Source organism: Marivita sp. GX14005, from assembly GCF_023370775.1.
GTDB lineage: Bacteria > Pseudomonadota > Alphaproteobacteria > Rhodobacterales > Rhodobacteraceae > Marivita.
In genome coordinates this window covers 278,551-290,516 of the sequence record NZ_JAMCCQ010000003.1, presented here as the reverse complement: position 1 = coordinate 290,516, position 11,966 = coordinate 278,551, and the positions used below count along the sequence as shown (strand labels likewise).

Annotated in this window: 10 protein-coding genes; 8 read left to right on the top strand and 2 right to left on the bottom strand. The window is 65.7% G+C overall.

Going from position 1 to position 11,966, the window contains the following annotated elements; genetic code table 11:
* The first annotated feature begins 1 nt into the window (after position 1).
* The 4 genes from M3465_RS11600 to M3465_RS11585 are packed head-to-tail and all read left to right on the top strand — an operon-like array spanning position 2 to position 3,631.
* On the top strand, positions 2-754 hold the full coding sequence (locus M3465_RS11600) for a F0F1 ATP synthase subunit B family protein (RefSeq protein ID WP_249501908.1): 753 nt from the start codon (positions 2-4) through the stop codon (positions 752-754).
* On the top strand, positions 744-2,255 hold the full coding sequence (locus M3465_RS11595) for a F0F1 ATP synthase subunit alpha (protein ID WP_249501907.1): 1,512 nt from the start codon (positions 744-746) through the stop codon (positions 2,253-2,255). Before M3465_RS11600 ends, M3465_RS11595 begins: the two co-directional genes overlap by 11 nt.
* Entirely contained in the window at positions 2,239-3,138 is a 900-nt protein-coding gene (locus tag M3465_RS11590) for a F0F1 ATP synthase subunit gamma (protein WP_249501906.1), read from the top strand. The genes M3465_RS11595 and M3465_RS11590 overlap by 17 nt, the downstream gene beginning before the upstream one ends.
* Before the next feature lies 1 nt (position 3,139).
* Entirely contained in the window at positions 3,140-3,631 is a 492-nt protein-coding gene (locus M3465_RS11585; protein WP_249501905.1) for a CBS domain-containing protein, read from the top strand.
* On the opposite strand, the gene M3465_RS11580 is transcribed toward M3465_RS11585, so the two are convergent.
* Positions 3,564-4,301 (bottom strand): Crp/Fnr family transcriptional regulator, encoded by a 738-nt coding sequence (locus M3465_RS11580; protein ID WP_249501904.1) that lies wholly within the window; start codon positions 4,299-4,301, stop codon positions 3,564-3,566. The genes M3465_RS11585 and M3465_RS11580 overlap by 68 nt on opposite strands.
* Before the next feature lie 167 nt (positions 4,302-4,468).
* On the opposite strand from M3465_RS11580, the gene M3465_RS11575 reads away from it, so the two are divergent.
* From M3465_RS11575 to ligD, 4 genes are all read left to right on the top strand, one after another.
* A complete protein-coding gene (locus M3465_RS11575) occupies positions 4,469-6,940 on the top strand; it encodes an NAD-dependent epimerase/dehydratase family protein (protein WP_249501903.1) in 2,472 nt (823 codons plus the stop codon).
* A gap of 66 nt (positions 6,941-7,006) precedes the next feature.
* Positions 7,007-7,861: an SDR family oxidoreductase gene (locus M3465_RS11570; protein ID WP_249501902.1), complete on the top strand. Its 855-nt coding sequence runs from the start codon at positions 7,007-7,009 to the stop codon at positions 7,859-7,861.
* A 3-nt stretch (positions 7,862-7,864) separates the two neighbouring features.
* A complete protein-coding gene (ku, locus tag M3465_RS11565) occupies positions 7,865-8,698 on the top strand; it encodes a non-homologous end joining protein Ku (protein ID WP_249501901.1) in 834 nt (277 codons plus the stop codon).
* Positions 8,699-11,146 carry a DNA ligase D gene (gene ligD / locus M3465_RS11560; RefSeq protein WP_249501900.1) on the top strand — a complete coding sequence of 816 codons (2,448 nt, stop codon included), beginning with the start codon at positions 8,699-8,701 and terminating at the stop codon, positions 11,144-11,146.
* Positions 11,147-11,174: 28 nt separating this feature from the next.
* Here ligD and M3465_RS11555 read toward each other — a convergent pair whose 3' ends face one another.
* Positions 11,175-11,939: an SDR family NAD(P)-dependent oxidoreductase gene (locus M3465_RS11555; RefSeq protein ID WP_249501899.1), complete on the bottom strand. Its 765-nt coding sequence runs from the start codon at positions 11,937-11,939 to the stop codon at positions 11,175-11,177.
* Between the last annotated feature and the right edge of the window lie 27 nt (positions 11,940-11,966).

Here is an 11,966-nt window from a genome sequence, read left to right as displayed (position 1 = left end):
GATGTCGATCGACTGGATCACCGTCGGGGCGCAGATCGCCAATTTCCTCGTGCTGGTCTGGCTTCTGAAACGGTTTCTCTACCGTCCCATCCTGGACGGCATCGATGCACGCGAGGCCGAGATTGCCGAGCGCATGGGCGAGGCCGGCCAGATTCGTGCCGAAGCCGAAGCGCGCGAGGCGGAATACCGCGCCGAGATCGCCGCACTGAGCGCCAGCCGCGCCGATGTGCTCGCCGCCGCGCGGCTCGATGCGGAAGCCGAGCGCGCGGAGCTTCTGCAGAAGGCACGCGAAGCGGCGCGGGCCGAGGAAGCGGAGCGCCTGAAAGAGCGCGAGCGGGCCGCGCAGGAGATGCGGGCCGGGCTGGAGCGCGATGGGGCCGCCGCCATTCTGGCACTGACGCGCAAAGCGCTGGCCGATCTGGCCGATGAAACGCTCGAACGGCGGATCGTGGAGCGCGGGGCGGAGCGGCTCCGCACGGCCTCGGGCGATCTGGCGGGCGCGGCCGAGGGCGGCGCCGCGATCACCGCAATCAGCCGTGAAGCGCTACCGCCTGAGACGCGGGAGGCTGTGCAGGCAGCCGTGACCGATCTCGTGCCGGACGCTGCGTTGCGTTTTGACGTCGATCCCGCCATGTCGCCGGGCCTGCGCCTGACGCTTGGCGCGACGGAGATCGAGTGGACTGTCGAAAGTTACCTGTCGCAGTTGGACGCCACGCTCGACACGCTTGCCGAGGAGATGCGCGATGCGTCCTGACACCGGCACCGGCGCGTTGTTGGAGGCGCTCATCACCAGTCCCGCGCCCGCCCCGGTGGTCCGGGAGATCGGCCGCGTTGCGGAAGTGGCCGATGGCGTGGCCATCGTCTCCGGTCTGGCGCGCGCGCTGGCCGACGAGGTTCTGGAGTTCGCGTCGGGCGTGCAGGGCGTCGTCTTCGATCTGGAGCCGGACCGGCTCGGCGTTGTGCTGCTCGGCCCGTCCGAACGCGTCGCGCCCGGCGAGGACGTGCGGCGCACCGGGCGCGTGATCGGCGTGCCGGTGGGTGCGGAGTTGCTGGGCCGCGTGGTCGACGCGCTGGGCCGTCCGCGCGACGGCCAAGGCGCGCTCGGGGCGCAGACGCGCCGCCCGATCGAGGCGGATGCGCCCCCCATCCGCGCACGCCGCGCGGTGTCGCGCCCGCTGGCGACGGGGCTGAAGGCCATCGATGCCGCGGTGCCGGTCGGACTGGGCCAGCGCGAGTTGATCATCGGGGATCGCCAGACCGGCAAGACTTCCATCGCCGTCGATGCCATCCTCAACCAGCGCGACACGCAGGTCGCTTGCGTCTATTGCGCCATCGGTCAGCGCGGCGATGCTGTCGCCAAGGTGATCGGCGCCATCGGGGATGGCGGCATGATGGATCGCAGCGTGATCGTCGTTGCCGGCGACGAGGATGCACCCGGTCTGGCCTATGTCGCGCCCTATGCCGCGATGACCGTCGCCGAAGCCTTCGCCGCCGAGGGGCGCGATGTGCTGATCGTCTTCGACGATCTGACGCGCCATGCCCATGCCTATCGCGAATTGTCGCTGCTGCTGCGCCGCCCGCCGGGACGGGAGGCGTTTCCGGGCGATATCTTCTATGTCCATGCGCGATTGCTCGAACGGGCGGGCCAGTTCGCCGAAGGGCATGGCTCGATCACCGCGCTGCCGGTGGTGGAGACGCAGGCGGAGAACCTGTCGGCCTATATCCCGACGAACCTCATCTCGATCACCGATGGACAGATCTACCTTTCGCCGCGTCTGGTGCGGCGCAACCAGTTCCCGGCGGTCGATCTGGGCGTCTCGGCCAGCCGCGTGGGCGGCAAGGCGCAGGCGCGGGCGTTTCGCGAGGTGGCGGGCAACCTGCGGGTCACGCTGTCGCAATTCGAAGAACTCGAGGACTTCGCCCGGTTCGGCACCCGTCTGGACGAGGCTACACGCCAGCGGCTCGCGCGCGGCGCGGCGGTGCGCAGCGCGCTACGCCAGCCCGAGCGCGATCCGATCCCGGCGGGCGAACAGCTTGGCGTGCTACTGGCCGCGATGGAGGGCGTGTTCGACGGTATGGACGAGGCGCGCGCCGCAGCGGCGATGCAGGCCGTGCGCTCGGCGCTCGGGCAGGAGGATCACGGGCTGGCCGAGCGCATTGCCGCAGGCGAGGCGCTGGAGGCTGATCTGCGCGAGCAGGTGATCGCATCAGCCAGGGCGGCGGTGCGCGGGGGCGGCGATGACGCAGACGCTTGAACAGCTCACCCGCCGCGGCGACACGATGCAAAGCATTCGGGGTATCGTGCGCACGATGAAAACCATGTCGGCGATCAACGCGCTGCCCTACGAGGAGGCTGCCGACGCGATCGGCGATTACCGCCGCACGGTTCTGGCCGGGCTGCACGCGCATGTGCTGGCACATGGGCCTTTGCCGCAAGCCCAGGCCGGGGACGCGGCGCCGGTAATGATCGCCTTCGGATCCGATCACGGGCTGTGCGGCAATTACAACGAAACGGTCGCGGCGCGCGTGCTGCGCGCGGTGGCGGACGCGCCCGCCCGCGTGCTTTGCGTCGGCGCACGGATGGAGGACGCGCTGAGCGCCGAAGGGATCGTGCTGGAGCGGGTGCTGATGCCGCCGGCCAGCGCGGACGGGCTGGGGCGGCTCGCGGGGCGGGCTATCTCGGCGCTGGACGATCTGCGCGGGGCGCCCGATGCGCCTGTTGCGCTGATCTTCATGCAGCGGGGCGATCATGGCCGGCAGGCGCCCGCGCTGCAGCGGCTTTTGCCCTTCGATCCGGACCTACTGCGCGGTTTCACGCGGCAAAGCTGGGCGTCGCGCAGCCTGCCCTTTGCCCGCATGGCGCCCGCGCCGCTGCTCGCCGCATTGATCCGCGGCTATCTCTTTGCCGAGATTTTCCACGCCGCAGCAGAGGCGCTGGTGACCGAGAACGCGGCGCGTCTGGCGCGGATGCAGCAGGCCGAACGCTCCATCGACGAACGGCTGGAGGGGCTGACGGGCGACATGCGGATGCTGCGGCAGTCCGAGATCACGACCGAGTTGATGGACGTCATCATCGGTTTCGAGGCGCTGAAACACGACCGGCGCGGCGCGCGGCGGAATATTGCAGGCGGAGGATGAAATGAAGGTCGAAACCATCATGCGCAGGCCCATCACCACGGTGACAGGCGATACCTCGATCCGGGCGGTCGCGGCCCTGATGGGCAAGCTCGACATCGGGTTCGTTCCGATCTGCGAGGCGGGCCGCGTGCTGGGCGTCGTCACCGATCGCGATATCGTCACGCGGTGGTGTCCGAAGGCCTGCGCGGGCGGTGGCGACGGGGCGATCGAGACGATCATGACCCGCAAGGTCTTCACCTGCCGCACCGATCAGCCGCTGGCCGAAGCCGCGGCGCTCATGGGCGATCTGCAACTGCGCCGACTGGTCGTGCTCGATGCGCAGGGCGCCCTGGCCGGGATCGTGACGCTGGGCGATATCGCCCAAGATGCCAGCGAGGAAATGGCCGGCCAGACGCTGGGCGAGATCGTGGAACTGCGCGAGACCGTCAACTCGGACGGCGCAGCAGGATTTCCTCGCGGAAAAGCGCAAGATCGATATCGGCGATCCGGCTGAGCGCCTCCAGATCGTCGATGCGAATCTCGCCGGGTGCCGGATGGCTGATAATCCCGTCGCGTTCGAGCCGGCGCATCGTGCGGCAGACATGGACGTTGCTCAGCCCGACGAATTCGCCGATCTTCTGTTGTGTCATCGGCAGGCTGAACCGGCCATCGCTGGCAAGGCCGAGCGGCTCCAGCCGGACGTAGAGTTCGAGCAGCGCATAGGCGGTTCGGCTGGCCGCGCTGCTCTTGCCGAGCCGAAGCAGCAATTCGGCGGTGCGCGCCTGCGTCGTCACCAGCACCGCCGCCAGAAGGGTGCGTAGCCGCGCCATCACCGGCTCGGGCCCGTTGGCGCGTTCGGGCGTGAGCACGGTGTAGCTGGCATCGCTCAGTGCCTCCACCGAACAGGCGGCGACCGGCGCGACACTGGCCCCGAGCAGCACGAAATCGCCGGGCAGCAGCACGTCTATGATCTGCCGCTCGCCGTCGGGCAGCGTCTTGGAGAGCGCCATCCAGCCATCGAGCAGCAGGATCGAGCTGTCGGCGAAATCGCCCTCATCGACGATGAACTGCCCTTTTGCGGCGTGCTGGACGGGCAGATGCGGCCAGAGGTTGAGGTATTCGTCCACAATGGATGAAAAACGGGCCGGCGCGATGCCGGTGCCGGATGGGATCGGCAGGGTCATGAATCTGTCCCGTCTTGACGCGTTGCACAACTTCTAAGCGATCCTGCCCGCGGTTTCAGCCGTTCTCAACAGCGCATGAGCGGAAATTCGCGCAACGGCCGACGCCGCGCCGCGGTGAACCATCGGCAAAGTCGTTCGTTGGGCGGGTAAGATATGAGGGGACGCACATGAGCACGCAGGACAAATCAGTTGTCATCATCACCGGCGCCGCGGGGAATATCGGCTCGGCCCTGAGCCGCGAATTGTCCGGGGCGTATCGGGTCATCGGGTTCGATCTGCCGCAGCTTTGCGAGGATCGCGAGGACATGATCGGCTGCGATATCACGGATGCGAAATCCTGCGAGCACGCTGTCGATACGTTGCGCGAGATGCTTGGCGAAAGGAACGTGGCATCGGTCGTCCATCTGGCGGCCTATTTCGATTTCAGCGGCAAGGAACGCCCGCAATACGAGGCCGTCAACGAGGAGGGCACGCGCAACCTGCTGCGGGCGTTGCAAAAGGTCGAGGTCGAGCAATTCGTCTATTCCGGCACGATGCTGGTGCACGAACCCGGCGTTCCGGGCGAGCGGATCACCGAAGACGCGCCACTTGCGCCCGCTTGGGCCTATCCGCAATCCAAGGCGCGCACCGAAAGGATCATCCGCGAGGAAGCGGAGGGCATGAAAACCGTGTTCCTGCGCCTTGCTGGGCTCTACGACGACGAAACCGCCGTTCCCACGCTGAGCCACCAGATCGCGCGGATCTACGAGCGCGATTTCAAGTCGCATGTCTATTCGGGCGATACGCATGCGGGGCAGGCGTTCATTCACCTGAACGACATGATGCGCCTGTTCCGGCAAGTGGTGGACCGCCGGGGCGATCTGGAGCCGGGCGAGGTGATCCTTGCCGGCGAGCCGGACACGATGAGTTACACGGCGCTGCAGAACCGCATCGGCGCGCTGATCCACGGAGAGGACACATGGCGCACGCTCGTTCTGCCCGCCCCGGTCGCAAAGCTGGGCGCCAAGCTGGAGACGGATGCGGAGCCGGTGGTGCCCGACGCTTTCGATCAGGGCGAAAAGCCGTTCATCCGGCCCTTCATGATCGACATGGCGAGCGATCACTACGCGCTCGACATCTCGAAGGCGCGGCATCTTCTGGATTGGGAGCCGAAGGAGCGGATCGCGGACAAGCTGCCGGTTCTGATCGACAAACTGAAGGACGATCCACTGGAATGGTATCGGGCGAACGGCATCACGCCGCCGCCCTGGCTCGAAGCCGCCGATGCGCGCACGGACGATGTCGAGGCGCTGCGCGCGCGGCACGAGGAAGAGTATCGCACGCAGCACCGTCGCAATCTCTGGGCCGGATGGGCCAATGCCGGGCTGGGCGTCTGGATGGTGACCTCGCCGCCGCTTCTGGGGCTGGACGATCCGTGGATGATCGCGAGCGACGTTCTGGCCGGACTGCTGCTTTTCGCCTTCGGGCTGATGTCGCTGTCATGGCGCGCGCCCTGGGCACGGTTCGCGGCGGCGGCGGTCGGTGTCTGGATCATGTTCGCGCCGCTGGTTTTCTGGACCGACAACGGCGCGGCCTATCTGAACGGCACGCTGGTCGGGATGCTCGCAACCGCGCTGGCACTCTGCTTGCCGCCATCGCCGGGCGTTTCGCCCGTGGCCGCGCAAACCGGCCCGACCATTCCGAAGGGCTGGAGCTATTCGCCCTCGGACTGGTTCCAGCGCCTGCCGGTGATCGTTCTGGCCGTCGTCGGCCTGCTCGTCTCGCGTTACCTGACGGGCTACCAGCTCGAAACCATCGACGGCGTGTGGGAGCCGTTCTTTCCCGGCACACTCGAAGGCAAGAACGGGACCGAGCAGATCATCACCTCCTCGGTCTCCGAGGCCTGGCCGGTCCCCGACGCGGGCGTCGGCGCGCTGACCTATGCACTGGAGATCATCGTCGGGGCCGTCGGCTCGGCGCGGCGCTGGCGCACGATGCCCTGGCTGGTGGTGCTCTTCGGGATCATGATCGTGCCGCTTGGGGCGATTTCGATCTTCTTCATCGTCATCCAGCCCATCGTGATCGGCACCTATTCGACGCTGGCGCTGATCGCCGCCGCCGCGATGGTCTGGCAGATCCCCTATTCGTTGGATGAACTGGTCGCGACCTACCAATTCCTGCGCCGCCGTCACAAGGCGGGCCAACCATGGCTGCGCGTGTTCTTCACCGGCGATACCGATGAGGGCGAGACCGATCTTCGGCAGGACGATTTCGAACGCTCCCCGCGCGTTCTTCTGGGCGAGATGCTGGGCGGCGGGATGAGTTTCCCCTGGACCTTCGTGGCGATGATCGGGATTGGCGTGGTGTTGATGCTGTCGCCGCTCGTCTTTCCCTGGGGCAGCGGCGTTGCCGCAACGAACCATATCGTCGGCGCGTTGGTCATCACCGTGACGGTCGCGGCGCTTGCGCCTGTCGCGCGGCTGGGCCGGTTCCTCAATACTCTGATGGGCGTGGTGCTGATCTTCGCGCCGATGGTGGCGGGCGCGTCTCTTGCGGGGCTGGCCTTTTCGGTGCTCTGCGGACTGGCCCTGATCGGGCTGAGCATCCCGCGCGGGACGGTCAAGGGCAGTTTTGGGGACTGGGATCGCTTCATCCGTTGACCGCGCGGAACCCCCGCCTTCAACCGGCGTTTGCCTTTCGAGACAGTCCAAAGCCGGAGACAGACAATGCAGACAGACGATCTGGACAAGCTGCAAACCAAGGACCGCCAGCCGGGGGTCGAAAGCCGCATGGACCCGCCGCCTGAATTCATGCCGCGCTATCCCGGCTCCGGGCGGCTCAAGGGAAAAAGCGCAATCATCACCGGGGGCGATTCCGGGATCGGGCGGGCAACGGCAGTGTTGTTTGCGCGCGAAGGCGCGGATGTGATCATCGTTTACCTGGATGAGGGCGAGGATGCCGAAACGACCGCCGAGGCCATCCGCGAGGAAGGCGGGAGGGTGCTTTGCCTGAGCGGCGATCTAGGGCACAAGTCCTTTTGCGAGGAGGTTGTGTCGAAAACCGTCGATAAGTTCGGCAAACTCGACGTTTTGGTGAACAACGCCGCCGAACAGCACGCCCGCGAGGACGTGACGGACATTTCCGAGGAGCAGCTTTTTCATACGTTCCGCACCAATCTGGGCGGGCAGTTCTTCATGGTGCAGGCCGCGCTGCCGCATCTGGAACGCGGCGCGTCGATCGTGTGCACAACCTCGGTGACGGCGTATCGCGGGCAGGATCTGCTGGTCGATTATGCGTCGAGCAAAGGTGCGATCCTGTCGATGGTGCGCGCATTGTCGAGCAAGCTGGCGCCGGACGGCATCCGCGTCAACGGCGTGGCGCCGGGGCCGATCTGGACGCCGCTCATCCCGGCAAGCTTTCCGCCCGACAAGGTCGAGGACTTCGGCAAATCCGCGCCGCTGGGCCGGCCCGGCCAGCCGAACGAGGTAGCGCCCGCGATGCTGTTTCTGGCTTGCGAGGACGCGTCCTACATGACGGGCCAGGTGCTGCATCCCAATGGCGGCGATCTGGTCGGAGGGTAGGGCATGGCTCCGCGCGCCACGTGGAAGGGGCAATTGCGTCTGTCTCTGGTCTCCATCCCGGTGGAGCTCTATTCCGCAACGAAGACAGGCTCGAAAGTCTCGTTCCGGCAGATCCACAAGCCATCCGGCAAACGGGTGCATTACGAAAAGACGGTGCAGGGCGTTGGGCCGGTGGATCGCGACGATATCGTGAAGGGGTACGAGGTCGGGGACGACGAGTATATCCTTCTCGATCCCCAAGAGATTGACGAGATCAAGCTGGAGTCGAAGAAAACGCTCGAAATCGTTCAATTCGTCGGCGTGTGCGAGATACCGCCGCTCTATTTCGACCGGCCCTATTACCTCGTTCCCACCGATGAGCTGGCGCAGGATGCCTATCGCGTTGTGCGTGACGCGCTGCGGCAGGCGGAAAAGGTCGGGCTCGGGCAACTCACGATGCGCGGCAAGGAACAGCTTGTCGCGATCCGTCCCTGCGGTGATGGGTTGCTGCTGGAGACTTTGCATTACGCCGAGGAAATCCGCGAGGCCGAACCGATGTTCTCCGCCATCGAGGATGCCGAGGCTGATGACGATCTTCTGGAGGTCGCCACCTCCCTGATCGACCGCAAGACCGCGCCCTTCGATGCGTCGGCTTTCACCGACAGCTATGAGGCCGCCCTGCGCGATCTGATCGAAGCCAAGCGCAAGGACAAGAAAACCCCGCGCACCACCGCCAAGGGCGAAAAGGCCGCCGAGGGCGAGAATGTCGTCGACCTGATGGCGGCGCTGAAGGAGAGCCTGAAGAAAGCCGACAGTGGCAAGAAAAAGGGTGGGCGCGCGAAGAAGAAGGCAAGCTAGATGGCGAAGACCCCCGACAGGCTGGCCGCTTATAACGCCAAGCGCGATTTCAACCAGACAGGCGAACCCGCCGGTAAGCCGGGCAAGCTGCGAAAGGACGGGCTGGCCTTCGTGGTGCAGAAACACGCGGCCACGCGGCTGCATTACGACTTCCGGCTGGAATGGGACGGCGTGCTGCTCAGCTGGGCGGTGACGAAAGGGCCGAGCCCCGATCCGGGCGAGAAGCGCTTGGCCGTGCGGACGGAGGAACACCCGCTCGATTACGGCAGTTTCGAGGGCACCATCCCAAAGGGCCAATATGGCGGCGGCACCGTCATGCTTTGGGATCGCGGCACTTGGGAGCCGCAAGGCGACGTGGCGGAAGGGCTGGAAAAGGGCAAGTTGAAGCTGACGTTGCAGGGCGAGCGGATGCGCGGCGGCTGGGCGATGGTTCGGATGCGCGGCGGCGAGAAGCGCGAGAACTGGCTGCTTATCAAGGAGCGGGATGACTACGCGCAGGACGATCCCGACGCGTTGACCGGCGGGTTCGACCGGTCTGTGAAGACCGGGCGTGAAATGTCTGATATTGCTGATGAAAAGGAGGTGAGCGATATTGCGGACGCCGCCCCTGAGCGCGGCAAAGCCTTGCCGAAATTTCAAAAGCCTCAGCTTGCGACGCTGGTTGATGAAGCGCCCGAAGGCGAGGACTGGATCCACGAGACGAAATTCGACGGCTATCGCTGCCTTGCCGCCTTGGGCAAGGGCGGCACGCGGCTCTATACGCGGTCGGGCAAGGACTGGTCGGACCGTTTCGCTGCTTTGGAACATGCGTTCGATCCGCTGCCTTGCGATGCGGCGCTGATCGATGGCGAGGTGATGGCGCGCAAGGTGTCCGGCTCGGCGTTCTCCTCGCTGCAAAAGGCTTTGTCGGAGGGCGATCCGCTGGTGTTCTTCGCTTTCGATCTGCTGTCGCTCGACGGTGAGGACCTGACCGGCGCGCCGCAGATGGACCGCCGGGAACGGCTGGCGCGGCTCCTGTCGGGCGTGCCCAAGGACGGCCCTTTGCGAATGAGCGAGCATGTCGAGGGGCATGGGCCGGAGGTGTTTGCCAAGGCGTGCGAGGCCGGCGCGGAGGGGATCATCTCCAAACGGATCGATGCGCCCTATCGCGGCAAGCGCACGAGGAACTGGCGCAAGGTCAAATGCACGCGGCGGCAGGAATTCGTGATCGGCGGCTATTCCCCGTCGGACAAGGACCGGCCGTTTGCCTCGCTGCTGCTCGGAACATGGGAAGACGAAACGCTGCGCTATCGCGGGCGGGTCGGCACCGGGTTCGATGCGGAGGCATTCGAGACGCTGGCCGCAGCCTTCACGCCGCGCAAGACGCCGCCCTTCGACGATGTGCCAAAAGACGTGGCGAAACATGCGACATGGCTGCGCCCCGAACTGGTGGCTGAGGTCGATTTCACCGAATTTACCGCCGACGGGCATATCAGGCATGGCAGCTATCTGGGCCTGCGCGAGGACAAGGCCGCGCGGGAGGTCAGCATGGAACGCCCCAAGGGAGACAGCGATATCTCGGGTGTCCGTATTTCAAGCCCCGATCGCGAGGTTTTTCCCGAAGCGGGCTGCACGAAACGCGACGTAGCCTGCCATTACGACCGCGTTGGCGAACGCATGATCGAGATCGCGGGACGCAGGCCCTTGTCGCTGCTTCGCTGCCCGGACGGGATCGCGGGCGATTGCTTTTTCCAGAAACACGCCGGCAAGGGATGGCCGGACGCGCTGCAACGGGTCGCGATCGAGGAGAAGGACGGCAAGACCGCAGATTACCTCTATGCCACCCGCACCGAAGCTTTGGTCGCGGCGGCGCAGATGGGCACGATTGAATTCCATATCTGGGGCGCGAAGGTGGACCGGCTGGAGCGGCCCGACCGGTTGGTCTTCGATCTCGATCCCGATGAAGGGCTCGGCTGGCCGGAGGTGCGCGGCGCGGCGGTGGAAATGCGCGATGCGCTCGCCGATCTCGGGCTTGCCTCGGTGCCGATGGTGACGGGCGGCAAGGGTGTGCATGTCTGCCTGCATCTGCGGCGCAGTCACGACTGGGATTTCGTCAAGGGTTTCGCCAAGACGCTCGCGCATGTGATGGCGGCGGCGGCGCCGAAGCGCTATGTCGCCACGATGTCGAAGGCCAAGCGCGAGGGGCGCATCTTCGTCGACTGGCTGCGCAATGAGCGCGGGCAGACGGCAGTGGCGCCCTACAGCCTGCGCGCCCGAACCGGCGCGCCGGTTGCGGTGCCGGTGACGTGGGATGAACTGGAGCGGCTGAAAGCGCCGAACGTGTTCAGCATGGGCGCGATGCGGGAGCGGCTGGAAGAGCCGTGCCCCTATCTGGACGCGATGGACGATCTGCAATCGCTGACGCAGGACACCGTCGCGCGGCTTGAGAAATGGAGCCGGAACGGATGACGCGCCCGCCAGGGGCGCGCCGGGGTGCCTAGCTCGTCATACCGCCATCGACGGTATATTGCGCGCCGGTGATGTAGCTGGCGTCGTCAGAAACGAGAAACAGAACCAGTTTGGCAACATCCTCCGACTGCGCGTAGCGTCCGAGCGGAATCTGGCTTTCGAACTGATCTTTCGCCTCGTCCGCCTTGCCCGGATTTGCCCCTTCCTCGATGGAGCGCATCATGCGGCTGTCCACCGGCGCGGGATGCACCGAATTGACACGGATCTTCTGCTTCGCCCCCTCGGCAGCGGCGTTGCGCGTCAGGCCGATGACGGCGTGTTTGGAAGTGACATAGGGCGTCAGACCCGGAGACCCCATGAGTCCGGCCACCGACGACGTATTGACGATGCTGCCGCCCGTATCGGCCATCGCCTTCATCACATGTTTCAGGCCCAAAAATATGCCGCGCGCGTTGACCGCCATCACCTTGTCGAAATTCTCGACCGATTGTTCGACGAGCGGTGCGACCTTGCCTTCGATCCCGGCATTGTTGAAGAAAATGTCGATCCCGCCGAGCGTGTCCTTCGCCTTGGCGACATATTTTTTGACATCCTCTTCCTTCGTGACATCGGCTGTGATCGTGACAACCTCGCCGTCGCCCCGCAATGAACTCGCGGCCTTATCGAGCGCACCCTGATCCATATCGACCAGCGCCACTTGCGCGCCCTCGCGCAGGAAAAGACGCGCGGTTTCGGTTCCGATCTCTCCCGCGCCGCCGGTGATGACGGCTTTCTTGCCTTGCAAACGTGCCATGATGCTCTCCATTCGCTACGTGGTGTT

What these genes read in the sequence shown, in the direction of transcription:
- M3465_RS11600 (WP_249501908.1), top strand. Translation starts at nt 2, where the DNA reads ATGTCGATCGACTGGATCACCGTCGGGGCGCAGATCGCCAATTTCCTC.
- M3465_RS11595 (WP_249501907.1), top strand. Translation starts at nt 744, where the DNA reads ATGCGTCCTGACACCGGCACCGGCGCGTTGTTGGAGGCGCTCATCACC.
- M3465_RS11590 (WP_249501906.1), top strand. Translation starts at nt 2,239, where the DNA reads ATGACGCAGACGCTTGAACAGCTCACCCGCCGCGGCGACACGATGCAA.
- M3465_RS11585 (WP_249501905.1), top strand. Translation starts at nt 3,140, where the DNA reads ATGAAGGTCGAAACCATCATGCGCAGGCCCATCACCACGGTGACAGGC.
- M3465_RS11580 (WP_249501904.1), bottom strand. Translation starts at nt 4,301, where the DNA reads ATGACCCTGCCGATCCCATCCGGCACCGGCATCGCGCCGGCCCGTTTT.
- M3465_RS11575 (WP_249501903.1), top strand. Translation starts at nt 4,469, where the DNA reads ATGAGCACGCAGGACAAATCAGTTGTCATCATCACCGGCGCCGCGGGG.
- M3465_RS11570 (WP_249501902.1), top strand. Translation starts at nt 7,007, where the DNA reads ATGCAGACAGACGATCTGGACAAGCTGCAAACCAAGGACCGCCAGCCG.
- ku (WP_249501901.1), top strand. Translation starts at nt 7,865, where the DNA reads ATGGCTCCGCGCGCCACGTGGAAGGGGCAATTGCGTCTGTCTCTGGTC.
- ligD (WP_249501900.1), top strand. Translation starts at nt 8,699, where the DNA reads ATGGCGAAGACCCCCGACAGGCTGGCCGCTTATAACGCCAAGCGCGAT.
- M3465_RS11555 (WP_249501899.1), bottom strand. Translation starts at nt 11,939, where the DNA reads ATGGCACGTTTGCAAGGCAAGAAAGCCGTCATCACCGGCGGCGCGGGA.